Annotated in this window: 26 protein-coding genes; 18 read left to right on the top strand and 8 right to left on the bottom strand. The window is 57.6% G+C overall.

All coding sequences use genetic code 11. From position 1 onward, the window contains the following. The first annotated feature begins 119 nt into the window (after window positions 1-119). From ACQY7R_RS10700 to ACQY7R_RS10690, 3 genes are all read left to right on the top strand, one after another. On the top strand, window positions 120-1,319 hold the full coding sequence (locus ACQY7R_RS10700; RefSeq protein WP_428305596.1) for a hypothetical protein: 1,200 nt from the start codon (window positions 120-122) through the stop codon (window positions 1,317-1,319). Between the two features lie 76 nt (window positions 1,320-1,395). After that, on the top strand, window positions 1,396-1,683 hold the full coding sequence (locus ACQY7R_RS10695; protein WP_428305595.1) for a DUF1580 domain-containing protein: 288 nt from the start codon (window positions 1,396-1,398) through the stop codon (window positions 1,681-1,683). A 140-nt stretch (window positions 1,684-1,823) separates the two neighbouring features. Next, the gene (locus ACQY7R_RS10690; RefSeq protein ID WP_428305594.1) at window positions 1,824-3,368 is read left to right on the top strand and encodes an AAA family ATPase; all 1,545 of its coding nucleotides are present in this window, start codon (window positions 1,824-1,826) and stop codon (window positions 3,366-3,368) included. Window positions 3,369-3,506: 138 nt separating this feature from the next. Here ACQY7R_RS10690 and ACQY7R_RS10685 read toward each other — a convergent pair whose 3' ends face one another. Beyond that, a complete protein-coding gene (locus tag ACQY7R_RS10685) occupies window positions 3,507-3,716 on the bottom strand; it encodes a hypothetical protein (protein WP_428305593.1) in 210 nt (69 codons plus the stop codon). A 193-nt stretch (window positions 3,717-3,909) separates the two neighbouring features. On the opposite strand from ACQY7R_RS10685, the gene ACQY7R_RS10680 reads away from it, so the two are divergent. The 4 genes from ACQY7R_RS10680 to ACQY7R_RS10665 all read left to right on the top strand — a co-directional run bounded on the left by ACQY7R_RS10680 (window position 3,910) and on the right by ACQY7R_RS10665 (window position 7,125). Then, window positions 3,910-4,122, top strand: coding sequence for a hypothetical protein (locus tag ACQY7R_RS10680; RefSeq protein WP_428305592.1), 213 nt, complete (start codon window positions 3,910-3,912; stop codon window positions 4,120-4,122). 199 nt (window positions 4,123-4,321) lie between these two features. Next, window positions 4,322-4,744: a hypothetical protein gene (locus tag ACQY7R_RS10675; protein WP_428305591.1), complete on the top strand. Its 423-nt coding sequence runs from the start codon at window positions 4,322-4,324 to the stop codon at window positions 4,742-4,744. 248 nt (window positions 4,745-4,992) lie between these two features. Then, window positions 4,993-5,247 (top strand): hypothetical protein, encoded by a 255-nt coding sequence (locus tag ACQY7R_RS10670; protein ID WP_428305590.1) that lies wholly within the window; start codon window positions 4,993-4,995, stop codon window positions 5,245-5,247. A 15-nt stretch (window positions 5,248-5,262) separates the two neighbouring features. Then, the gene (locus tag ACQY7R_RS10665) at window positions 5,263-7,125 is read left to right on the top strand and encodes a hypothetical protein (protein WP_428305589.1); all 1,863 of its coding nucleotides are present in this window, start codon (window positions 5,263-5,265) and stop codon (window positions 7,123-7,125) included. A gap of 14 nt (window positions 7,126-7,139) precedes the next feature. On the opposite strand, the gene ACQY7R_RS10660 is transcribed toward ACQY7R_RS10665, so the two are convergent. After that, entirely contained in the window at window positions 7,140-7,511 is a 372-nt protein-coding gene (locus ACQY7R_RS10660; RefSeq protein ID WP_428305588.1) for a hypothetical protein, read from the bottom strand. 321 nt (window positions 7,512-7,832) lie between these two features. Here ACQY7R_RS10660 and ACQY7R_RS10655 point away from each other — a divergent pair, with 321 nt between their 5' ends. The 6 genes from ACQY7R_RS10655 (at window position 7,833) to ACQY7R_RS10630 (ending at window position 13,278) form a co-directional block, all read left to right on the top strand. Further along, window positions 7,833-8,453: a hypothetical protein gene (locus tag ACQY7R_RS10655; RefSeq protein WP_428305587.1), complete on the top strand. Its 621-nt coding sequence runs from the start codon at window positions 7,833-7,835 to the stop codon at window positions 8,451-8,453. A 411-nt stretch (window positions 8,454-8,864) separates the two neighbouring features. Further along, window positions 8,865-10,727: a hypothetical protein gene (locus ACQY7R_RS10650; RefSeq protein ID WP_428305586.1), complete on the top strand. Its 1,863-nt coding sequence runs from the start codon at window positions 8,865-8,867 to the stop codon at window positions 10,725-10,727. Between the two features lie 704 nt (window positions 10,728-11,431). Next, complete coding sequence (locus tag ACQY7R_RS10645; protein WP_428305585.1) at window positions 11,432-12,139, top strand: hypothetical protein; 708 nt, start codon at window positions 11,432-11,434, stop codon at window positions 12,137-12,139. A 206-nt stretch (window positions 12,140-12,345) separates the two neighbouring features. Further along, on the top strand, window positions 12,346-12,660 hold the full coding sequence (locus ACQY7R_RS10640) for a hypothetical protein (RefSeq protein WP_428305584.1): 315 nt from the start codon (window positions 12,346-12,348) through the stop codon (window positions 12,658-12,660). A gap of 88 nt (window positions 12,661-12,748) precedes the next feature. Beyond that, a complete protein-coding gene (locus ACQY7R_RS10635; RefSeq protein ID WP_428305583.1) occupies window positions 12,749-12,889 on the top strand; it encodes a hypothetical protein in 141 nt (46 codons plus the stop codon). A 131-nt stretch (window positions 12,890-13,020) separates the two neighbouring features. After that, window positions 13,021-13,278 (top strand): hypothetical protein, encoded by a 258-nt coding sequence (locus tag ACQY7R_RS10630; RefSeq protein WP_428305582.1) that lies wholly within the window; start codon window positions 13,021-13,023, stop codon window positions 13,276-13,278. A gap of 443 nt (window positions 13,279-13,721) precedes the next feature. Here the strand turns inward: ACQY7R_RS10630 and ACQY7R_RS10625 are convergent, their stop codons facing one another. Beyond that, window positions 13,722-14,060 (bottom strand): hypothetical protein, encoded by a 339-nt coding sequence (locus tag ACQY7R_RS10625; protein ID WP_428305581.1) that lies wholly within the window; start codon window positions 14,058-14,060, stop codon window positions 13,722-13,724. Between the two features lie 948 nt (window positions 14,061-15,008). Between ACQY7R_RS10625 and ACQY7R_RS10620 the strand changes: the two genes are divergently transcribed. Then, window positions 15,009-15,245 carry a hypothetical protein gene (locus tag ACQY7R_RS10620; protein ID WP_428305580.1) on the top strand — a complete coding sequence of 79 codons (237 nt, stop codon included), beginning with the start codon at window positions 15,009-15,011 and terminating at the stop codon, window positions 15,243-15,245. 381 nt (window positions 15,246-15,626) lie between these two features. On the opposite strand, the gene ACQY7R_RS10615 is transcribed toward ACQY7R_RS10620, so the two are convergent. The 4 genes from ACQY7R_RS10615 to ACQY7R_RS10600 form a co-directional block, all read right to left on the bottom strand. Continuing rightward, window positions 15,627-15,944 (bottom strand): hypothetical protein, encoded by a 318-nt coding sequence (locus ACQY7R_RS10615; protein ID WP_428305579.1) that lies wholly within the window; start codon window positions 15,942-15,944, stop codon window positions 15,627-15,629. A gap of 319 nt (window positions 15,945-16,263) precedes the next feature. Further along, on the bottom strand, window positions 16,264-16,446 hold the full coding sequence (locus ACQY7R_RS10610; RefSeq protein ID WP_428305578.1) for a hypothetical protein: 183 nt from the start codon (window positions 16,444-16,446) through the stop codon (window positions 16,264-16,266). 1,124 nt (window positions 16,447-17,570) lie between these two features. After that, complete coding sequence (locus tag ACQY7R_RS10605; protein ID WP_428305577.1) at window positions 17,571-17,810, bottom strand: hypothetical protein; 240 nt, start codon at window positions 17,808-17,810, stop codon at window positions 17,571-17,573. A gap of 11 nt (window positions 17,811-17,821) precedes the next feature. Beyond that, complete coding sequence (locus ACQY7R_RS10600; protein WP_428305576.1) at window positions 17,822-18,148, bottom strand: helix-turn-helix domain-containing protein; 327 nt, start codon at window positions 18,146-18,148, stop codon at window positions 17,822-17,824. Between the two features lie 34 nt (window positions 18,149-18,182). Between ACQY7R_RS10600 and ACQY7R_RS10595 the strand changes: the two genes are divergently transcribed. From ACQY7R_RS10595 to ACQY7R_RS10580, 4 genes are all read left to right on the top strand, one after another. Continuing rightward, window positions 18,183-18,419: a hypothetical protein gene (locus ACQY7R_RS10595; protein ID WP_428305575.1), complete on the top strand. Its 237-nt coding sequence runs from the start codon at window positions 18,183-18,185 to the stop codon at window positions 18,417-18,419. Window positions 18,420-18,471: 52 nt separating this feature from the next. Beyond that, the gene (locus ACQY7R_RS10590; RefSeq protein ID WP_428305574.1) at window positions 18,472-19,002 is read left to right on the top strand and encodes a hypothetical protein; all 531 of its coding nucleotides are present in this window, start codon (window positions 18,472-18,474) and stop codon (window positions 19,000-19,002) included. Between the two features lie 558 nt (window positions 19,003-19,560). After that, window positions 19,561-20,307: a hypothetical protein gene (locus ACQY7R_RS10585; protein WP_428305573.1), complete on the top strand. Its 747-nt coding sequence runs from the start codon at window positions 19,561-19,563 to the stop codon at window positions 20,305-20,307. Window positions 20,308-20,820: 513 nt separating this feature from the next. After that, entirely contained in the window at window positions 20,821-21,138 is a 318-nt protein-coding gene (locus ACQY7R_RS10580) for a hypothetical protein (RefSeq protein ID WP_428305572.1), read from the top strand. 17 nt (window positions 21,139-21,155) lie between these two features. Here the strand turns inward: ACQY7R_RS10580 and ACQY7R_RS10575 are convergent, their stop codons facing one another. Then, window positions 21,156-21,353: a hypothetical protein gene (locus ACQY7R_RS10575; RefSeq protein ID WP_428305571.1), complete on the bottom strand. Its 198-nt coding sequence runs from the start codon at window positions 21,351-21,353 to the stop codon at window positions 21,156-21,158. Window positions 21,354-21,681 lie beyond the last annotated feature (328 nt).

The raw sequence follows: 21,681 nt of genomic DNA, 5'->3' as shown, positions 1-21,681 counted from the left end.
AAGTCCGTTACGCGGCAAGCGTCGGGCGAGCAATTGGGAACCCAGCTAGCATCGGTCGATGCTATATGTCCCGTGATCCGCGCAGCGATTCGGACCGCCCACTCGATCAAGTCGCAGGAATGCTTCAAACGCTATATGCGAACCGACCAGAAGTTCAGTTAGCAGCATTGCGCCTTTGGCGGTTCTACGCACGCGACTGTGTCACGGAACTTCTCTCGCCAGACTTGGATTCTTTCAAACGCGTGAACTCAATCGCGGATCTCGTTAACTTAGATTTCTGCGAATTCGCTGAGTTTGAAATCGCAATCAATCAATTGGAACTGGCAACCGGCAATCTAATACTAACTCAAGTGGAAGGCGCGGCAGGCCCGCCGGTTGAACTGGCTACTCGAAGCTTTGAAGTTAAGGCAGCCCGGATTGCCGACGAGGTTTCGAGATTTGCCGACTTACTAGAGTCGATAGCAAACGGCGAGGCGGACGACATCAGTGACGGCGACGGGTGGCAAACACGGACCGCTGCGGGGTTGCTCGTTGCGCGGCTTCAAGCGTTATTGAACTACGGAGACCTTGATTTCGCAGACTGCGACTTTCCGACCCTGGAGAGACTGAAAGGTCTCTGGTCATTGCTCAAACAATTGGACTTCGGAGATCATTCCGACAGGCCCAAGGAGTATCGAGGAGCGTTGTTCCTCCCGCATGAACTGGGGCCGTTTCAGATCGGTCCTAACGAGTTTATTCCCGATCAGGTGTTACGTGGGGCTGATGAGCCCTATGAGATTCTGAATATCTCTTTGGAAGTGAAACTAGCGGCTGCGCGAGCTGTGAAGCTGGCGACACGTCAAATAGGTTCTAGCGCTCGCGAGCGAAGACTCGCAAGCCGTGCGTTGTCGAGCCTTTCTGAAGGCTCGACAACTACGAAGCGGAAGCGCTGGGGGCAATTTCCAACGGAGCTTCGCCGTTACGCCAGGGATCTCGCATCCGATTCTGCGACTCCGGTAGTCAAACAGCTCGCCCAGCAGGACGATCCGTCTAGTTCATTAAGCGTTCCTGAGCATCCACAAGCGTTCCGCGAAAAACTTTTTCCGAGGGGCATTCCAGGAGACCAGAACCTAGTCGATTGCATCATTCTCCTTGATTCAAAACGAGATGGCAAAACTGCCGATATGGTCTGGCTACTCGAATTCTTCGATAGCAACGAGGCAGCCGCGAAGCGCATGCAGGTGAGAATTAGAAAGGCACGCCGCGATGGCGTTACGAACCTTCCCGCTACTACCGGATTACGACACAGGCGTTCTAAGCGTTCTGGACAGTCTTCCTAGGTTGGACTGCCTGTAGCTTCGCTGAATACCTTGCAGTTGATGTGATTGTCATTCACTCAACTTCAAAGGTACTGCGATGGTCGCGCTTCTAACTGAAAAGCGAATCACCCTCACCAAGCTCGCCCAACGAGAGGGAGTGGCTGCTTCTACAGTCTGGCGCTGGGCTAGACGTGGCATCGGCGGCAAGAAACTCGGCACGCTCCGAGTCGGCGGCCGTGACTACACAACCGATGCGCTGTGGGAAGAGTTCGTGCGCGTCACCACCGCGGCGGCGAACGGAACCGATTCGGTAATCCAAGCGAGCAGCGTTGCCGCTTCCGACCACGCACGCGAAGAAGCGTTCCTAGCCGCCGAGCTCGGCTAAGGACTCACTGCCCGGCCGGGTAAAGATGCCCGGCACCGCGTCGTGAAGGTTCGCGGCACCGGGCGGTACGGAGACCGACGGATGGATTCTATCGCGAAGCTCGCTTCAGGCTACGGCTGCAATCAGGAGGCTGGCCTGCAGTGATTGCGCAAGCAACTCAGCACGAGATTCTCCCGCGGGCACTGGACGCCGAGCAGCAGGCTGTCGGGTCAGTACTGATCGAACCAGATCGGGCGGCAGAGGTTCTTCGCTACGTTCGCCCTGGCGAGTTTTTCCACCCGCTGCACCGGGCAGCGATGTTCACTATCGTGAACATGCAGCGCGACGGCCTGCCTGTCGACATCGTTATCGTTAGCCAGCAGCTTGCTAAGCGCCCGGAGTTCAAAGGCGAATCAGCAACGGCTTACCTCGGAGAGACGGGCCGGTCAGTCGTCAGCGGGGCCAATGCCGTATATCACGCGAAGCTCGTCGCAGAGGCGAATCGCAAGCGGCAGATCCACCTCAAAGCCCGTGACATTGCCGCGGCGGCGCTAAATGGTGAATCGGCGTCGGAGTTGTTCACGGACCTCTCGGCGTTCGTCGACGATTTCCGTCGCGTCGTCGGCAACGGCACCGAGGAACTGCCGTCGCACACGCTCGCCGAGTTCATTCGCCTCGATCATCGCCAAAACTTCCTGATCGACGGCGTCGTGACCGAGGCTCAGCCAGGCGTCTGGTCCGCCAAATCTAAGTCGCTGAAGACCACCACCGCCGTCGCCGCGTCGATCGCGTTGGCGACCGGAAGGCCGTTCCTTGGTCAGTATGAAGTTCCCGAACCGCAACCGTGCGGAATCATCTCGGCGGAATCGGGTGGCGCCACGCTCAGCGAATCGTATGAGCGTATCTGCGCCGACATGGGCGTTTGGCCGAGCGCAATCGACAATCTGCACATTTCGACGGAGATGCCGCTGCTGACGACTCCCGAGGGCCGCGATCAGCTTGAGCGTTGGATCGAGAAATACGGCCTGCGTGCGGTCTGGATCGATCCGACCTACCAAGCCTTCGCCGGCGTCGACGACACGCAGCTGATGCAGATGGCGCTCCATCTCTTACCGCTGAGCAAGATCGTCGATCGCCAGCGGTGTTCGATCATCGCGGTGCACCACAACAAGAAAACGCCCCGCGCCGGCGACTACTACGCCGAGCCGACGATGGATGACATCCAGGGCAGCGGCTTCCAGCAGTGGGCGAGATTCTTCGTGATGCTCGGCCGGCGCCGCGAGTGGGAGCCTACCACGGGCCAGCATTGGCTCTGGTTTCGCACCGAGGGCTCCGCGGGCTTCGGCTCGCGTTATCACCTGAACCTCACCGAGGGCCGCCGTAGCGATCCCGGAGGTCGCATCTGGCAGCTGCAGCTCTGCGACCCGCAGGAGAACGTCGAGCTTGAGCAGGCGGAAGCTACGGCCACGAAGGAGTCGAACAAGCTCTCCAACGAGCGTGCCGCCGTTTGCGCCGTACTGGTCCAGTATCCAGACGGGTTGTCGTGGACGAAGGCTCTACGGCTCTCTGGCGTCTCTGAGCGGCGGTGGAAAGTCGTTCGCGAAACCATGCTCGACGAAGGCGACGTCGAGGAGTGCCAAGTCGTTCTCGGCAATCGAAAAACGCCCGTCGATGGAATCAAACTCACATCTACCGAGGCAACCTAAATGCCCCATCCTCAATCACTGTCTACGAGAACAAGCAGCGCAGACAACGCCGTCGACCAACGTACCGACCACCATCGTCGACGACACTCCCCTTTAGGGGGTGTCGACGATGACGGTGGTGGTCAGGCCTACCAGCGTCTACAGAGCCAAGCGCAGACAGAGGTCGGCCCCAATGTGGCCGATCGCATCGAAGCGCTGCTCGCGCGCGTCGACGGCGTCCGCCGCGGCAGCGACTGCCCGCGCCCGATCAAGTTCGACCGTCGGGGCCAAGCTCACGCCGAGTCGATCGCCCGACGCGATGGCGCCGCCCACCCCACACCACGAAAGCGGGTGCAATCCGATGACCATCAGGGCTAGAATTCGAACTGCGAAGCCCGCTTCACCGTCGGCAATCTCCGGCGGCAAACGAAAGGCCTCGCCATTTCAGTCGCGACGTTCGCGGAAACGACACCGGCGTAATATCGCCGAGGCGACCGCTCGAGCTCCCCAATTGCGAGGGGGCTGGGGGCAAGGCTCCGAGATTCGCGCAAGCGACTTGCTCTTGATCCGCCGAGCAGTTCGCGAAGACTGGCCCGTTCCGCAGGCGGAGTCGGAGGCCCTGATCGGCGACGTTGTGCTGTCCGCCGCGCGGGCGGATGACAAGCCGCGCCTGCAGATCGCGGCGGTGCGCGTCGTCATCGACGTCGTCAAATCGCATCACGGCGAGTTCGGCCGTCTGCGCCGTCGCCTGGCGAAGCAGGAGGCGTCGCGATGACCTTCGACAGTCCATCAGATTCGCGGCTCGCCGCACGCGCTCTCCGCGAGGCATGGCCTATGGAGCCCCAAGATCGCGTCTGTGCGATCGCCCACCTCAAGCAGGTGGTTGGAGACCCCTCGACGCGCCCGCAGCTTCTACGCATCGCGCAGCGCGCCCTAGAGAGCGTTGAACAACAGCCGACTAGCGAGGTAACGAAATGATCGCAGCTTTCCCAGGTTGCCGAAATTGGACGAATTACAATCGGTCGCCGGCGGCGGCATGTGCGCCAAGCGCCAGGTGCAGCCCGCGCACCATCCGTCGCAAGCGGATCGATTTCCTGTCCGCCTACGCCGAGTGCGGCAACGTCAGCCAAGCGTGTCGGCTCTCGATGACGTCGCGCTCGACGCACTATCACCGCCTGCAGAACGATGGCGCCTACCGGCTCGCGTTCGTCTCCGCGCACGAAGAGGCCCAGGATCGCCTGCTTGAGGAGGCACGGCGTCGAGCGATGGGCTGGAAGGAGCCGATCGTCCACCAAGGTAAGGTTGTCGGCTACGTCGAGCGGCATTCGGATCGGCTGCTGATCCTCTTGCTGCAGTTCTACATGCCAGAGAAGTTCGGCCGGCCGAAGCGCCGGTAACGCGACGACGGCGACAGCAATGAGGGCCGAATCGGACTCAAAACCGTAGATACCGCTTTGCCGTCCGCGTTGCTCGCGCCTGTCCCGTGACCAACCGCCCGCCGAGCGGTGCTAAGTGGTTGTGAATATCCAACTTAATCCCGTGACGAGGCCCCGCAGCGAGCGGAGCGGAACCACGAACCTTAACCTGGCGCAGGCGACGATGCCGTCGACGCGTGCGGCGATCGGTGCAGAAACGGAGTTTTTCAATGGATGTCCCGCCCAAAACCAAAGCCGAGATCCTTGCCTTGATCGAGCAGATGAAGGAAGTCAACCGAGTGCGGATCAGAAGCATGGAGGGCATGAAGCGGATGGTTGCGTTGCTGATCAAGAACCCGTATGTGACGCCCGAGGAAATTGAGGCAATCGAGGCGCAAATCGAAGAGAACCGTCAGCAGCACGCTGAGTTACACGAGCAGATTAAAGAACTAGCCGAGCTTCTGAGCGAATTCGGCATTGATTAGTAGGGAAACACGAACATGCAAACAATCCGTGAAGCGCGAATCGTCATCCATCTTGAGCAAGGCAGAGTCGACCTTAAGGCGCCGGACATCAGTCACTTGCTGAAGCAGCAGGAACAATGGGCGGATCTGAACAGACAGATCGCTGCTGAAACGCGAATTCGGAACGACGCCGAGCAGAAACGGGCCACTGACGAGCTGGCGGCCGCAGCCGAACTGCAGCGAGTTTCCGACGAGACGGCGCAGCGGTGGAAGAACCAGGCGCAGGCGAATTTCTTCGGTCAGCAACAGAAGCAGCCCGCTGCCCAGTCTGCTGACGCAGCGCGCGAAGCCTTCTACGTGGAGGAAATGAACGCCGCGTTAAAGGACCGCATTGCCCTGACTCAGCAGTTGGTGGCAGAGGAGCAGAAGCTGAAGGCCGCTCAGTCCCAGCAAACGCAATCCAGTTGGGATAAAGGCTTAGCCAACCTCAAAACGGAGTCTTGGGACCGTGGCCTCCGAGTCATGGAGATGCGCAAGGAAGCCGAGCAAGCGGCGGCCGACGCTGCCGCTGCTTCAGCCGCAGCCCAGGAGGAAGCCGCACAGCGGGTCACCGCAGCGCAAGAGGCGATGGCCAACGGCGCCAAGATGGCCGGCGAAGGCATCTTCCGTATCGCCCGCGCCGCCGTGTTGCTGGGGGCCAGCAGCAGCGCGTCACTCGACGCGATGGTCAAGGGCCTGGCGAGAGTGCAGGCTGTTTTTGATCTCTTTAAAGGCAGGATGCAGATCATCAAAGGCGTGACGACCGCCATCGAAGCGATGCGCGCCGCTCAGTTGGCGGCAGCGGTCGCGGCGGGAACGATGACGGCGGCAGAGGCCGCCGCGACAACGGCGACGCTCACGTTCGCTGGCGCGATCACCGTTCTGAAGGCCGCCATCTCGCCCGTGTCCGTCATCCTCACGGCGATTGCAGCGGCGTTGTTGTACGTGGCTCATGCTTGGAATAGTGCTCGCGAGGCCGAGAAGGAGGCGCAAGAGGCGTCTGTCAAAGCTGCCAAAGAACGCGAAGATGCGATGAACAAGGGCGTGGATGCGCTCACCGATCGCGTTAATCGCGAACGCGAGATCGCTGCCATCCTCTTTGATCAAATGTCATTGGAGGAGAAGCGCGCGGCAGTAGCCAAGTCGCAGCAGGACGCTGAGGACGGGTTGAATCGAGCAAAGACCATCGTCAAAGAAGGGCTGTTCGAAGGGGCGCAGGACAAGGCCGTGGAAATGGAGCGGCAGAAGTCGCTCGACGCCCTCCAAAGGCAACGCGACTTACAAGCTTCGGAAGAGAAGCAGCTAAATACTCGCAAGGAGTTGTTAAGCGATCAACTCAAAGCGCTAGACGCTGCAGAGAAAGAACTCCGAGTCGCGAAGGAAAAAGAGGCGACTTTCCAAACGCAATTCGGCCGTCTCAGATCATTCGAACAAGAACGCATCCGCCGGATCGCCGACGACATCCGCGCAGGCAAAGACATCAGTCAGTTCGACGAAGACTACCTTCGCGAAAAGGGCGGCGATCGCGGCGAGAACATTGCCAACGCTCGTGCGAAGCGGCGTGGCATCGCTTCCGGCGCCAACGACGTGTTTGCCGGCATTCCCGATGCGATGGATACGGCGTCGAAGTCGGTCGACCAGTTGGAGAAGGCGCTGGCGGACTTGCTGGCGGAGTTGAAGAAAGGCGGAACGGCGATCGAGGCGCGGGCGAGGATCGAGGCCGAGAAGAAGGAGCTGCAGAAGCAGCAGGAGGATCTTTATAAGGCGATGGCGGAATCGGCAAAGAAGCAAGCTGAGTTATTGCAGGAATTTTCAGGAATTCTGACCGAGATCTCGCAGGCATTGTTGTTCAAGAGATAGCACGCCTGGGGCAGCTACTGCGTTAATGCGTGGCGTGCTTCGGCAACCTGCTGCTTCTGTGCTTCGATGCGTTTCGATAGCTCCTTCAGGTCGTTCCACAAAGGAGACTTATTTGCGCGTTTGTACGCATCTATGGCTTCATCAGTATTTCGATTTAACTTCTGATGATCAGCAGCGACGCCGACGCTTGATTCGATCGTCGCGATCTCCAACTCCCGGTTGTTTTTGTCCATGAGCATGCTGGCTTCGGCGTAGATCTTCCTAACAAGCTCGCTGGCCTCCTGCTGCATAGCCTCCAGCTTGAGCACTTCGAGCTCGTAGGCTTCCTTGGCGCTGAGGCCACACCCCGCGAGCAACAACAGGCAGACAGCAAAGGCAGTATGCATCGTCACCCCTCACAACCCGCGGCCGGCACTCCCGGCCTTACGCTCTCAATTTAGTCTCAGCGGTCGGAAAATCGAGCCAAGACGGTAGATACCGGGTTGAGCGGCGGAACGAAAACGCCTGCACTTACGGCTGGTGGCTGAGAATGCGGGCGGATTGGTGGTTGGGCTAACTGATGACCTCAGCCAGCGGCTGGCAAACGCTCATTCGCCATCGCTGCAATGCAGCCATCGCTACGAATGCACTCATTTGCATCTACGACATTTTGATATTCTCGTTATATGTCCTGATGTGATATACCCAACACATCCCTTGTCATTGTCGTGTTTCAGCAACCACTCAACGGAGTCATGATGCTTTTGTCGACACGAAGGCCGTCATTCTGTACAGCTCTGCTCGCGGGCTGGACTTTAATGGCGAGTGCTGCGCCCGCGGTCGAGTTCGTCGATCCGGAAAATTACCGCAACCCGTCGACAGGACTGATTGATATCACCTATACGCCGCCAGCGCTGCCACGCCCATCCAACAGTGTCATGGCGAAGGTGCAGGGTTCGTCGGGAGTGGTCGTCGCACCCAATTGGATTCTAACAGCCAAGCACATTGCCACCGATTTCCGTCTGGTGGGCGTGTGGGTGGATGGGACGCCTTATTCTGTGGCATACGAATACCGCGATACGCCAGCCGATCTTGCGCTATTGCGGATTGTCCAGTGGAATGGCGATGGGGATGCGAGAGACAACCCTCCTGCCAACTTCGCAAACTACGTCGGCATTGATCCCGATATACACGTCGCTCCAGGAATGCTTATTAGCCAGGGGGGGTTCGGCGATCACATCGTGCGAGACGCGAATGGTAATAGCTTAGGCTACACGGACAATGGCGCGCACTTGCGGTGGGGTCGAAATGTCATTGGGGCAACGGGCACCGCGTTGACCTACGATTAGAATAACGCCAACGACATCCCATTTGAGGGTTATGGAGCGCCCAACGATTCAGGGGGCGGTTACTTCGTAAGGGACGGTTGGGATTGGCGACTCGTTGGAATTACACAAGGCCCGCCCGGTGCGGTCTCGGCACTTCACGAGCCCTACTACAACTGGATTGCCTCCACACTGGGGGGAGATCTGCCGGCGCTAAGCTACGCGGGGTCAAAGCCAACCAGCAACGTCGCTTGGATCGGAGCGGCAAACGGAGCATGGAGTACGCTGGCGAACTGGGAAGACCTCGACACGCCTGGCGCCAACAACAAAGTACCGGTCGCGGCAGACGTCGTTGAAATAACGACGATTTCAGGCCCTCAGGTTGGTTCCGGCGTTAATGCTGTAGCACGTAGCGTGCTAGTCGGCCGCGCCACAGTGAATGCCGCGGATGCCGCTAAGCTAACGATCGCCACGGGCGGTCAATTGAAGGCCGAGCAGATATTTGTTGGCGAGGGTGCCAGTGATATTGGCAAACTTGATATTACGGGCGGTGCTATCGTCGTCGATGCGGAGTACATCGGCCATCGCGGCCAAGGCAGCGTAGCACACACGGGCGGATCAAATACGGCCGGCAGAATAATTGTCGGCAAAGACAATGATGGACTGGGTGCCACTTACACACTAACCGGTGCCGCATCCGCAGGAAGCGCGCCAGTAGTCAACACAGGCTCTATCGTTATTGGAGATCAGGATTCTAGTTCAGGTGAGTTCATCATTTCCGGCGGCAGTTATGCGATTGTTAACTCCGAAGCCGTGGTCGTGGGCGAGCATGGCGAAGGCGTTTTCACGCAACAGAAAGGCCAGCTCAACGTATCGGGAGATTTAGTGATTGGGAAAGAGAGTGCGAGCGATGGGACATATTCGTTGTACTCGCCCGGCACACTTACTACCGGAAACACCATTGTTGGTGAGGATGGAGAGGGAGCATTCTATCATTCTGGCGGTAAGCTTACGACCGGAACGCTATCAATTGGAGCTAACGGGCACTATGTGAAAACTGGCGGCACAACTGAAGCGAAAGACGTCGAAATCGCAGGCGAGTTCCTTCACATGGGTGGAACGCTCGTGTCGCGAGAAATCGTTGGTGAGATCGATTTCGTTAATAGCGATAGCGTTGTCAAGGCAACTGGACTCGCACACTTTGAAAACGCCACTTTTACTAATGCCCTCAATACAGAACTCTTAGTCGACGAGGAATCGCTGGTTCTCCTAAGTAGTGCAGGGCAGTTCGGCTACGTCACTCCGTTGGGCGACCTAACAACCCATGTGGTCGGAAGTACGCTTGCCATCGGCGCTGGGGGATTTCGTGGAAAGGGTACTATCACTGACCCGGTTGAGTTGTACGACGGTGGTTACGCCGTAGCGACTAGCGATCCGGGAATATATCGGGAGCTGCGTTTCGAAGGCGGCGTCACGGCTGTCTCAGGAGAAAGTTCGCTTTCCCGGAAGGGCCTCTCATTGATGGTTTTCGGCGGCCAAGGCCTGCAAATTGACAGCGGGGCTTCACTGGCGATTGGCGGGGGAGTGGGGTTCAATTCCAACTCCGCCAAAATGAATGTGGACGGTGAGATCTCTATAGTGCCGTTAACGAGTTCCCAGGGTGCGCTATACATTAAAGGCGATTCTAACCTTACGCAAACAGTTCTGGATTTCGGCTCGAACGCTACTTTATCGCTAGTCGCCAAGGGCAATGACGACTCGCAGTACGATAGGATTGAGATAGAGAGCACGATCGCGATAGTGAACGCAAACCTGGACGGCGAATTGGCTATTGAGTTGGATAGCTACGATCCGTCCCCGCGCGATCTATTACGAATTATCGATGCGTATGATGACGTCAATATCAGCGGCCACTTTTCAACTGTCACCGTAGATGGCGGCGACACCATCCTCAACAGCTTGGATGTCGCGATGGCTGTTCTCTACGACTGGTCGGGTGCGCCCGGCGATGTTGTAGTGCGTGCTTCGCTGCCTGGAGACTTTAATCTCGACGACTCGGTAGACCCGGCTGATGTTGCGCTCTGGTCAACGAATTTCGGCTTGACCAATGCTACTTGGGTGGATGGCGACGCGAACGGCGATGGTGCGGTCGATATGGGCGATTGGGGTGCCCTGCAACTATATCTTGGATCGTCTTGGCCTTCGCTCCTCTCCGTCCCGGAGCCGTCATCGGCAGCGATGCTACTGTGCTGCGGCACTTTGCTTGGCTCATGCCGCGTCGCTCGCAAGCGTGCCTAAAGTTCTTACGCCAGCTGATTAGCGTCACTGCAAGACAGGCCTCTCGCTATGTAAATGCGGGGGGCCTGTCTATGCGCGCTTCGAGCCAAAGCTGTAGATACCGCCTTGCCAGCCGGCCAGACGACAACGATTCCGCGACTGCGGCCTGCGAACCGGCCGCGATTCTTTGCGCCGGCTAACCTGCGCCCTCAGCCTCCCTGAGGCTCTCGCCGCTCGCGATCCGATCGGATGAGGTCCTTGCGGTGGGCGCCGGAAGTTGAACTCGACGAACTCGGCGAGTTGCCGACTTGTTCTTCAACAATTCACTCGTCCCGCGGACCTTCCGAATCCGCTGGGGCGCTCTTTTTTGACTCAGCAACTGACTCTTAGCCGGGTTCAGGCAGGAGGATCTTTAGAATTGATTATGCTGATTACTAGCGGCCAAAAGAGCACGGCGACAATGGCGGGGGCGACAACGAACTTGATGAAGAAGTCCATCCCAACATTCTAACAGCCGGCGGATGCGGATAGCTAACCTTCCGCCGGCTGCTTTTCCTTGACTTGCATCGCATGAGTAGCGTCGAGCCGTGGGTACTGCAATCGCTTACTGAGTCGCTCACTGCGATGTCTATGGCCACGGTGTCGCGCCCTCACTAAATTAGCATCACCGCGCTTAACCGCTGTGGGTTGTAGCTCGTCGAATGAATGGGACCGGAGAAGTACTCATGCCTCTAAACGTGCGTGCCGTATTTTTTATCGTCGCCCTGGCGTCGGCGAGATTCGCAGCAGCGGCTACGATCGTCGATCAATCCCATTGGCCCGAGATCGATCGATTTTCCGTCGCAACAGCGAATGTAGGAGCGTCAAACGCGATCGATTGGGCTCAAACATTTACCGTCGGACAATCGGGGCACTTGGTCGGCGTAGATGTGCTCGTAGCTCGCAACCGATCAGTCACACTGCCACTTCTCTTTGATATACGCACGCTGGATGGCGCATTGCCCAGTTCTGCTGACGCAGGACCAAATGTGATCATCAGTGGGGCTATTAGCGCAAGCGTTGTCCCAATCCTGACGGATGCGATAAACCCAGATGTAAACGATTTCGGAAGCGTTCACTTGTCGTTCGACGGTGTCGCTGTTTTTCCAGGACAGCAATTGGCACTTGCCTTGCGCAGCGACAACGAAGGCGAGCCGTATGCATTCACTTACGTGTGGGGCTTAAGCGAGACGCCGCTCTATGCAGGTGGAGGTCACTATGCACGGTGGGAGTCGGACGCTTGGTCTGAGCGCTTACTTAGTGCTACCGGGTATGATATGGCATTCAAGACCTACATCAGAACCATTCCGGAGCCATCGTCCGTTGGTGCCTGCTTACTTGGCTTTGCTATCATCGCGACCTGTAGAAGATTGCGGATGTCTTTCCGGTGCTGAAACAGCTGTGACGAGCATCGGCTCAAGCCGAAGCTCTCGATCTCACAGAGCTTCACCCTCCGCTCGGCGATCATCGCCACGACGGTGGTGGCTGGGCTGCTGGGGATGGTGGTGGCGTTGTGAAACTCTCCTCTCCCACCCGCCTCGGCGGCGGTTAGAATGCCTACCGAAAAGATCTAACCGAACTCGGTGTTCCAGGGGGTGGCATGCGATCCCACGTGCTCTGCATAATTGCTTCGCTCGCCATTGGCTGCTCCGCATCGCCTCCAGAATCGCCTCTCTCATCGCCAGCAGCAGAACTCGACACTAACATCTCCTACGGACAGGCGCGGGCTGTCATCGCCGCAAGTGACTGGATCATTGCCAACGGCGGCGATCCGAATGCGGTGGAGTTCGACGCGTCTGCAGGCGGGAACGGTTGGTCCGTGCTGATCAGTTATCTTCCGCAAAGAGCAGGCGGTCACGCGATACTTCTGCTCGATGAAGACTTCAAGATTCTTGATGTACTTGGCGGCTCATAGAATTTAAGTGCGAGTCGCTTCTTGAGGACGAAGCTACACAAGTGTCCGGCGGCTAGGTCTGCTTTCGCTGGGGAGCGGCGAGGGTAGAATGCGGGGCATGGACGTCGCCGTGATTGAATGGGTTACCGTCGACTACGATGTCGATCTCTGGGCGGTACTCCCCATGGCGGTGATCGCCATCGGGGTGTTGGCGTGGTTCGTAGCACGAGGCCGCGGAAAAGGCCGCTAACCATCGCTCTGTACCTGAACCCGGTGGGGAGTCGCAAGGCTGAACAGCTTTCGCTCCGCCCGTCGGCAGCGGGTATAGTGGGGGGGCTTCTCGGTAGCAAGGTATATCCGTAGGCATCAGGCCTTAAATAAATGCCATCCGCTTCTTTCGAAATTCGAAATCCCAGATGGCTTGCCACTGGCGCCAATGGCGGCCGTCGCTACCTGGCGGCACGCTGCACTTTTAAAGGCGACGATGTCTCGGTGTACGTTTTCTTTAAGGATTCGGCTGAGGAGTTGAAACTGACCGCCAGACTTCCTGCGACGCTCGGTGTGGAATGCACTCGGTACGATCATATTGACGGAATTGGGTTGACGCTTTTGGATTGCGGGGTCGCGGAAGGTGGCTAACCACCTATAAGGATTAGCAAGACCTAAAACAGCGACTCAATTGCCTCAACCTCAAGCGACCCATCCGCCAAGGGTCGCATCAACTCGTCAATACGGCCGCCAACGCGATCGCGTCCGACCCTTCGTGTGTTGCTTCAGCCGTTCGATTACTCGAGCGTGAATCGCATCACGCAATTTCTTTTGCTCTTCGTCCCCTTCAGTGGGGAAGACGACTGGTGGCGGATAAAGTGGCTCCCCAACCTTGGCGGGGCGGCGCGAATCATCGGGTTGTTGTGGTTCGTTGCTCATGCCGCGGAGCATACACCCGAAGCAAGAAACAGTAATCCACTGCGCGGGTGGGAGCCTATCTTGCGGTTGGCAGCGCGGTGGAACACTAGGCGGGGGCAGGAAACCAGCAAAGCTTTCCGACCCTGAGCCATTGCGACCCCCGAAGCCTACTCAATTTACACATCAGGGAGTGTGTTCAAAAACTCGTCTCGGCTCATCGACATGACCTCGCTGTCACCAGTTGAAACGGGATCGACGAAGAGTCGGAACTCCGTGAATGGTTCGCCTGCGACATCGAGGCTATGGATCACCTTGCGTGCATCGTCTGGAGCGTCGATTCTCGCTACGCCGACGCCTTGCAGCTTGGACAACTCAACGAAGTTTCTCGCGAACTCGGTGCTAGTGAAAATAGCAAGATGGTCTGCGCCGTTCATCTGAATCGGTGAAAGCGTGTTTAACGAAATCCCTGTGATGAGTGTGTAGAGTGGGAAGTTGAACCTGACTTGGTTGCCCATTTTCTGCTCGGGTAAAATGTCGATGGCCTATCTGCCTCAATCTCCGTGCTTCGAGCTACCAATTGCAAGTCGCCGGAGAAACGCCCCTCTCATTGCAACGCTGGTGCGCCTGCGGCGGTTGGCGTGACCGTTGAGCCGTGACACGCGGAAGCGTGCGAGACGGGCGGCTAGTGGCCGCCGAGCGCAATTCAAAAGCGGGGCGTCGCTGCTCTGCGTGGACATTGATGCCCCGTCCTTGCCCTGTAGCTGGAATTGAGAAGCACTAGACCTCTCGCGAGTGGACCTCCGCCTCTATGCGACGCTAGACCCGCCCAGTCATCCTGGCGGATTCATTGTAGCAAGACGTTGAGACGACGATAAATCGTCACCCAAGCTCGCTATTCTCGCGGTCGATTCTCTTGCAGCAAGGGTTCAAGTCTGCTGGCAGGCTGATTCGCAACTGCCGAAGGTCCACCGGGCAGAAATAGTCGGAATTCCGCAATGATAGCCATCTATTGATGCGGCTTCTTGCCAGTAGTGCGGTAGGTTGAAAGCTCACGCATTTCCCCATCGAGGTCACATCATGTTACATGAACGCCCCTTCTCGCTTGAGCGGCGTCCCCAAGATCCGGACGTGAAGGCCATTGCCATCATGACATCGGCTATACGGGCTGGATGGTCGGACGAGCAGCGTGACAAGCGAATGCGAGTTGACTGCCGCAGACAGCGAGTGAACTTTCAGCCCATTATTTTTGCGACTGTGGAGTAAGCTGCGGTTGCCTTGCGACGACTGCCTAGGTTCCGCACCAATCACGCGCACTCTCACCCGCAAGGTTTCGACGCGCTCAATAAACCTTTGCTCACCGGCTAGAAGTAAGATCGTCAGCAACCGCCTGAGCAAGTCGCTTCCATTGGCGCCCCACGCGTGTGGTATACTTCCAACGTCGCACGCACTCCTTCGGAGCTGGTATGATCAACAGCGAAACAACTGCTTTGCGTATGGTAGAGGGCGGAGAACTTTATCTGCGACGAGAATCTGGCGTGAATTGGCAAGTTGAGTTTTACGATCGAATTGACACTGCGGTCGTCCATCGTCGCATCGACGGATTTCTTCGTTCGAAACGGATCACTAATCCATTTCCTGGCGCGACGTTCAAATCGCCGCAAGATGCCGCGGCGGCATTTCGACGGCTGATCGTACTCTAGCCCCAGGCTTCAGGCCCCAGCTGCGTCACAGCGGACAGGCGGCGAGGACCCGGCAATCGGCTGAGGCGGATCGAGTAGTGCACTAGCAAATCGCACTCACGACTTTCGCGCGGTGGGGTCAGTCAGCACTCTCCTCCCGAGCTACTGCGACGGAAGGTGCCGAAACGTGTGGCAACGTCGGGACTTCAGTGAATGTCGCGGCTTCGCGGTTGATGGCGTCAACGCTTGCTGCGGATAGAAGATGGCCAATGCCATCTACTCCTTCTCCGTCGTGGATTTCCACCTCGTCTTCCATGGAGTCGCCGTCCTCAATGAAGAAGCGACCCGCCGCTAGACCTAGCTTGAAGATCCGCACGACAGGCCGCGACGTCGGAATGTTCGTTAACGGCGCAGAGACAAGAGAGAAGAGAGGTGTCCGAGTACTTCTCTCATGGTCGCTTCGCCGCAAGCCGCGTCAGCAACAGAGATGAAAAGATTCGCAAACTTGTCGTGAATGCAGAACTCCTCGCCGTGGTACTGGAAGACCAGGAACGAGCCAACGGCTTCGGTGTTGCCGGCGGTGAACCCAATCAATCGTGTTCCATCCAGCAATGCAAGATGGCTCCTAATCACGCTCCAAGTTCGGCTGAAAGGTAGCTCGCTCGCGCGACAGGAATCGAGGCCCACAAGTCCATCGTGGAAATTGATCATGCCTTCCATATGACCGCGCTGCGCTGGCAATAGCGATGGCAATCCTGCCAATGTCGATCGAATGTCGGAACTTTAACCAAGTAGCTAGTCCGCCGACGCGATCAATTCACAATTCTCTCTCTTTTCAACTCTCAGAGAGTTTTGAAAATCAGGCGACGAAATGTGCCAATCGCTGCGATATATAGAAAAAGCACGGCAACCCAGGGGAAAGGCTGAAACGCCCCGGGTCACCGTGCTAAATGTAAACACGGCCGCCGCGGCGATCCGACAAACAGGGAGCGGACCGCCGCGGCTGAGCCGCATTCAACGAGTACTTTGACGCGCGCGACTAGTGCGCTGGCGCCGGCGGGTTCTCGCCGGTGGTCTCGACGGTCTTTTCCGTGGTGGTGGTCGTCGTGCCTTCGGGAGTTGAAGTCGTCGTCTCAGTCTTGGTCGACGCTTCCTTCGAGCAGCCGGTCAGACCGAGCGTTCCGAGACTTGCGACAACGACGAGCGATAGAAGCCACTTCATTTATCAGCCTTTCAATCGGGAGTGTTTTGCGGGCGGGTTGCCCGAGGAACTCTACCACCTTCGCGATGCGAGGCTCCGCAATCTGACTCAGATCATTCAAGAATCTTCACCCGTTCAGACGTCTAGCGAGGCCTAGGCAAGGTTGACTGCCAGAGTGGACCCGCGCTTTCCGCGCCGGAGCGGCGCGCCCCTTGCACCACTCTTCCGGAGCCCAGTAATCCTAGCCCTAGGGTGAAACCATGAAATCGCTAGTAGCAATTGCGTTCGCCGCACTTATAGCCTCTCTCTCCAGCGAATCTGTGCAGGCCCAGACTGCGGGCAGCGTTGGTCCGCGAGGCAATCTCCGCTCGCGACTCCCCTTCAGTGGTCCTGCAAACGCCAGCGTTGGCCAGATGCAAGCCAGCCCCGGTACGCGGGCAGCGAGCGGAACGTCGAGCTGGAGCAGCAACTACACAGGTTGGGCGGGCAACGTTTACCCAGGTATGGGAACTTCCATCGCTCAAAGCTATCAGCGTGGTAGAGGGCTGATGGTTCCCGTTCAACGCCCTAATGTCAGGGGAGTTGGTGCCAGCGCGTTTAATCCCGCAAATCCAAATGTTCAACAGGGGGCGAATCAGACTGCGATACAAAGCGAGGGCGGGTACGCCGATGATGGCGCTTGGCTTGACTACGAACCGGCGCCTCAGACTGCCTATCCAGCCGGAGGTGCGCAAGGGGCAGGAACGTCCCTTTCAAGCAACACTTCGAATGCGTCAAATTTGCCGGCGCCCACGGCCGCGACGGTCCCGGGAGCGAATCAGGAGGTTCCGACGAGCAGCGGTCCCGCTCCTAACACCTCTAGCGAGACCATGCAAAGTCAGCCGTCGCAATGGCGGTTCTACCTGGCGCCGAGTAGTGGTCAGGCATCGCAGGCCTCAAGCGCCAGTACTCCTGCTGCGGGCCAGCAACCTCGCGGCGTCTCCGAAGCGACGGCCGGTGGGCCGATTAAGTATTGAGTTCCATTGCAATGCGATTCTGAGGCGCAAAACGGTAGATACTGGATTGCGCCGGACGCTGCCTCGACGTGATTTTCTCGAACACGCTGATTGATCCGAACTATCTGCAGCGACGCAGAACCAGCAACCTCAGCTTTGCCGCGGCTCTTGCTTGGCTTTCCCCAGCGAGCGCACGAACAAGTACGCGAAGACCGCAGCCAGCGCAAGCGACCCGCCTATGAAGCATGGGTAGAGGTACGCGTCGAAGTTGCGCCCGACGCCGAAGATCGTCCACTGCGTAATGTCGCCGCCGAGGTTCTTGCGGTATCCCCAGAAGACCGTCGCACCGACGGCCAGCCAGAAGTGTGCTGCGTAGAAGTAGCACTGCATGGGCGGGGCTCCTATCTCTTGGGCTTTTTCTTGGCCGGCTTTAGCTCCAGGCCGAGGTACTGGCCGAGCTTGTCAATCGACGCCTGCGTGATCGTTCTCTCGCCGCGGAGAAAGCGGCTCAATTGCGAATGGTCCATCTCTACAGCGTCAGCAATCTGCCGAAGGCTTTCCGGCCGTGCTGCTAAGGCGTCGCGAAGTTTTTTGGAGATTTTTTCCACGCTGCAAGTGTAATCACGGAAAAGGGTTGGTGTCAAATCGTCACCACCTGTCCACCGGCAGGCTACAAAATAAGTGTTGGCATACTGACACCACTCGATATATTCACGGACGTGTCGCACGCTTTTCTTTTCTCGAATGGAAAGGATGTCAGATATGGCCGAAGTTTCGATCCTTGAGGTGCTCCCCGACGGCAAAGCGATCGTCACCACAGAGAACCGGTTCCGGGTCATGATCGCGGAAACGGGTGAGATTCTCGACGAACTCGTTAGCGAGCGTAGGTCGAAGAGCTTCGTGGCGATGTACAACGAATCGCACTCAACTCCTCGAGCACAGGCCGTGGCAATCCCGTATTCCGAACTAGTCGGCCCATGCGTGCCGGCCGGCGAGTAAGTCGCGGTCGCTTTAGTTTCTACTACTCAGTCGTTTTGAAAGGATGCCACCCATGCCCGTTCAAGTTCTCGCCGTGCTGCCGGGTAACACGGCAGTCGTTTCGACCGATCGCGTCTTCCGCGTCGTTGCTGGCGACAACCGAGCTGTCGTCGAAGAGTTCCTCGATGTCCATCAAGCTGCAACTGCGGTCGCGCTGCTCCGCCGCTCAGGGCAGCTAGCCGAGGCCGTTCCGTACTCGGCGCTTGCAGAAGAGGAGCGCGACGACGATTGGAAGTTTCAATACTCGACGGAGTATCCGCAGGTGCTGGCGATCTTGCCGCGGTGCGTTGTGGTCTCTAGCGTCGGCCTCTACCGAGTAGCACGGGAAGATGGTGTGCCGGTCCACGAATTCTGCGACCTCGACAAGGCTGAGTCGCTGGCGGTGAACGAGTTTCCGGGCGAGGATCGCGACGAGACCGGTGCACCAGCCAAGTTCTTCGTGCGAAGCTACGATTCATTGGTCGACCCGGCCGCTAAGCCGTTAACCAACGCGAGCAGTGGGGTGGCGACGGACTCGTTGGAGTTGGCATCGGCGGGACCATAGATCCCCGTCATCCTCGGCACGCGACAACTTGACCGCATGGGGCCGCCTTCGGGCGGCCTTTTTGCGTTCCACCGATACAAAACAGTAGATACCGCCTTTGGTTCCTGGACTGCGGCAGCGCCCGTCCGCAGGAGGCGGCGATCTCCGAGCACCGGGGACTACCACGAAATCGGTGACCTCAGCCTGCAGGCAACACTCGCTGGCACGATCTTTCACACATCGAATTTTGAGGCATGTGCGCCGGTCCTAGGGGGCAGCCCGTGAAATGTCACAATAGAGGAGCAACGAGCAACGGCGCGTGCAAGTGCTTTTGTTGAAACGGATTGCGCTTATATCAGAACAGCCCAGTGCAACGGTATTGGGGGGTATTTTAAGCAATCCTCAAGATTTCTTCGTTTGATAAGCCCTCCAAAGTCACTATCTCTTGTTGGATTCGAATCTGTGTTCATTCAAACCAATTTTCGGAAGGCAGGAAACTCATGCAAAACATGGTGCGCTCAAGCAGCGCTGAACCCAAGATGGGTTCATTCGCGGGCAATGGAAAAGCCCACTCGCCGAATGGATCAAATTACTTTCTTAGGAGCATACCGTATGAGTGCCGAGGGGACTAACAATCGGAACGATTTCGAAGCGGTGGCAGAAGTAAGCGATTCGGATCTCCAGCTCATGACGCCCGGGGAGCGAGACGAGTTAACGTCAACGCTGCATTTGGAAGAATTCCTTCTTCGCCACGGTCAGGGATTTCATCATTACTGTTTGAAGCTTGCCAACCACGATTCCTTCCTCGCAGAGGAGCTATATCAAGAATCTAATGTGCGTTGCCTTCATGCAATGATTACGAAACAATGCACAGTGCCGTTAAAGGCTGGCTTTGCCATGAAAGTGGCAAAGCATGTCCTGAAAGAATTTGTCCGAAGCTCGCTTCGCTTTAGAAAACAGTTTCAAATTACCGTTGCCACGGGCACTTTAAAAAATCATGAGGTCCAAGACCATTGTAACTTGATTGATTTGATGTGTTCCTTGGCAACTTTGTACCGTCAATACGATGAGCGTGCGAAGGTAGGGTTCACTGAAGAAGAAAAGTTCGTTGCATCTATTTACATGAAAGAGTTGCCAGTCCTTGCCGGGGAACGCCATTGCGTTTCCCTGCTCGCCGAACTCGTGAAAGTCGAGTTGGACAAGCCATCGGCAACTTTCACTATGTCCGAAACTGAGATTAAGAGCGTGTGCGCCAAGGTGCGCAAGCAGATGCAACGGGCCTTCAAGTCCCTAGCAAAAGGCACGCCTTGGGAGCATATGACATGAGCGATGAAAGAATTACGTTTGGTGATGTGATGCCTGGTGATGAAAGAGCTGTCTTGCTCGCATTAGAGGCGCACATAAGCCAGTGCGATGCTCTGATGGCATCTGAACCATACTTCGAGGATGCCCTACCTATCGATAAGTACCAGGCCATCGAAGATAGGGCACTTCTCGCGTGCGACGAATGGCTGGCCGCGAGAGCAGCCAGATTATGTCAATAATAGTGTGACTGTGGATCGATATGAAATTGGGCAGGCGAATCAACCGCCTGCCCAATTTTATGCGCCAAATTACAGTGGCTTGCCAACAGTCCTCCTCGCCCCGCGTTCGCCGCCCGCAAGGCGTGCTGCCGGCATCGCGACGCGATCGTTTGCCGGCGCCCACGGGCTCGCGTGACAGCCGGGCGCCGCCGCTCAGTCAGAAAAATTCTGCCGTAGCAACACTGTCGGTGGGACGGCACCAGATGCTGACGCCTCTCAGCGCGCCGTCTGCTACGATGCAGACTGAGGACCGCACATGCCATCCCGAAAGAAGCGGAAACGAGACCGCCGTCGAGCGGAGGCGACCGCCGAAGCCCCAGCTGTGCGTGGGGGCTGGGGGAGAGGTTCTGAGATCCGGCCGGCTGACCTGCTTCTTATCCGCCAGGCCGTCCGCGAGGGGTGGCTGGTCCCCCAGGCTCGAGCCGAGGCACTGATCAATGACGTCGTGGTCTCGGCCAGCAAGGCGGACGACAAACCCCGTCTGCAGATCGTCGCGGTGCGGGTCGTGATCGACATCGTGAAGGCCGAACAAGGCGGCTTCGACGCGCTGAGGCGGCGACGGCTAAAGCAGTAGTGCGGTCCCCACTGCCACTAGTCGTGGCGGTTGGCCTCGCCTTCAGGGAACTCCATCTTCAGGATCGCTTCGATCTGCCCGTTGTTCATCAACCCAGGCGTGCCGACGATCCCATCGCGCGTCAACAACTGGTTGTAGATCTCGAAGACCTTGTTCGGGCCGTCGGGGGCATTCTTGATCTGGTGAAGCTCTTGGCGGCGTTCGTGGACGGTCATTGTTTCTCGGCAGGTATGTCGATTCGGTCCGCGGGAACGCAGCAGCGACTCGCGTAGCGGCAAATAGACGGTATTCGAAACGGGTCATCGGTTCGAATGGGAATTTGAATACCGGTTTGAGCCGGTAGCTCCGCCGTCATCATACCGCAATCCTCGGCAATTCACGAATGCGTTTGCAATGGTTTGCAACTACCGTTTTGAGAGGGTATGATCCGGTAATTGCAGTGGGAAACGCCTAGAAAGGCGTTGATTCTGGATGGCCTCCGAAGCCGAAGGTTACTGGTTCGAATCCAGTCGCGGGTACTTCTTATCTGGCAAGGGTTTTCGA

Source organism: Lacipirellula sp. (genome assembly GCF_965279485.1).
GTDB lineage: Bacteria > Planctomycetota > Planctomycetia > Pirellulales > Lacipirellulaceae > Lacipirellula.
The sequence above is the reverse complement of the archived record's forward strand: the minus strand, read 5'-3'. Positions and strand labels throughout refer to the sequence as shown.

Excerpts from the sequence above, each read along its gene's own strand:
- ACQY7R_RS10700 (WP_428305596.1), top strand. The coding sequence starts at position 120 with ATGCTTCAAACGCTATATGCGAACCGACCAGAAGTTCAGTTAGCAGCA.
- ACQY7R_RS10645 (WP_428305585.1), top strand. The coding sequence starts at position 11,432 with ATGCCTCTAAACGTGCGTGCCGTATTTTTTATCGTCGCCCTGGCGTCG.
- ACQY7R_RS10595 (WP_428305575.1), top strand. The coding sequence starts at position 18,183 with ATGGCCGAAGTTTCGATCCTTGAGGTGCTCCCCGACGGCAAAGCGATC.
- ACQY7R_RS10625 (WP_428305581.1), bottom strand. The coding sequence starts at position 14,060 with ATGGGCAACCAAGTCAGGTTCAACTTCCCACTCTACACACTCATCACA.
- ACQY7R_RS10580 (WP_428305572.1), top strand. The coding sequence starts at position 20,821 with ATGCCATCCCGAAAGAAGCGGAAACGAGACCGCCGTCGAGCGGAGGCG.
- ACQY7R_RS10615 (WP_428305579.1), bottom strand. The coding sequence starts at position 15,944 with ATGGAAGGCATGATCAATTTCCACGATGGACTTGTGGGCCTCGATTCC.
- ACQY7R_RS10585 (WP_428305573.1), top strand. The coding sequence starts at position 19,561 with ATGGATCAAATTACTTTCTTAGGAGCATACCGTATGAGTGCCGAGGGG.
- ACQY7R_RS10665 (WP_428305589.1), top strand. The coding sequence starts at position 5,263 with ATGCAAACAATCCGTGAAGCGCGAATCGTCATCCATCTTGAGCAAGGC.
- ACQY7R_RS10685 (WP_428305593.1), bottom strand. The coding sequence starts at position 3,716 with ATGGTCATCGGATTGCACCCGCTTTCGTGGTGTGGGGTGGGCGGCGCC.
- ACQY7R_RS10630 (WP_428305582.1), top strand. The coding sequence starts at position 13,021 with ATGCCATCCGCTTCTTTCGAAATTCGAAATCCCAGATGGCTTGCCACT.
- ACQY7R_RS10575 (WP_428305571.1), bottom strand. The coding sequence starts at position 21,353 with ATGACCGTCCACGAACGCCGCCAAGAGCTTCACCAGATCAAGAATGCC.
- ACQY7R_RS10660 (WP_428305588.1), bottom strand. The coding sequence starts at position 7,511 with ATGCATACTGCCTTTGCTGTCTGCCTGTTGTTGCTCGCGGGGTGTGGC.
- ACQY7R_RS10610 (WP_428305578.1), bottom strand. The coding sequence starts at position 16,446 with ATGAAGTGGCTTCTATCGCTCGTCGTTGTCGCAAGTCTCGGAACGCTC.
- ACQY7R_RS10640 (WP_428305584.1), top strand. The coding sequence starts at position 12,346 with ATGCGATCCCACGTGCTCTGCATAATTGCTTCGCTCGCCATTGGCTGC.
- ACQY7R_RS10635 (WP_428305583.1), top strand. The coding sequence starts at position 12,749 with ATGCGGGGCATGGACGTCGCCGTGATTGAATGGGTTACCGTCGACTAC.
- ACQY7R_RS10695 (WP_428305595.1), top strand. The coding sequence starts at position 1,396 with ATGGTCGCGCTTCTAACTGAAAAGCGAATCACCCTCACCAAGCTCGCC.
- ACQY7R_RS10620 (WP_428305580.1), top strand. The coding sequence starts at position 15,009 with ATGATCAACAGCGAAACAACTGCTTTGCGTATGGTAGAGGGCGGAGAA.
- ACQY7R_RS10670 (WP_428305590.1), top strand. The coding sequence starts at position 4,993 with ATGGATGTCCCGCCCAAAACCAAAGCCGAGATCCTTGCCTTGATCGAG.
- ACQY7R_RS10605 (WP_428305577.1), bottom strand. The coding sequence starts at position 17,810 with ATGCAGTGCTACTTCTACGCAGCACACTTCTGGCTGGCCGTCGGTGCG.
- ACQY7R_RS10675 (WP_428305591.1), top strand. The coding sequence starts at position 4,322 with ATGATCGCAGCTTTCCCAGGTTGCCGAAATTGGACGAATTACAATCGG.
- ACQY7R_RS10590 (WP_428305574.1), top strand. The coding sequence starts at position 18,472 with ATGCCCGTTCAAGTTCTCGCCGTGCTGCCGGGTAACACGGCAGTCGTT.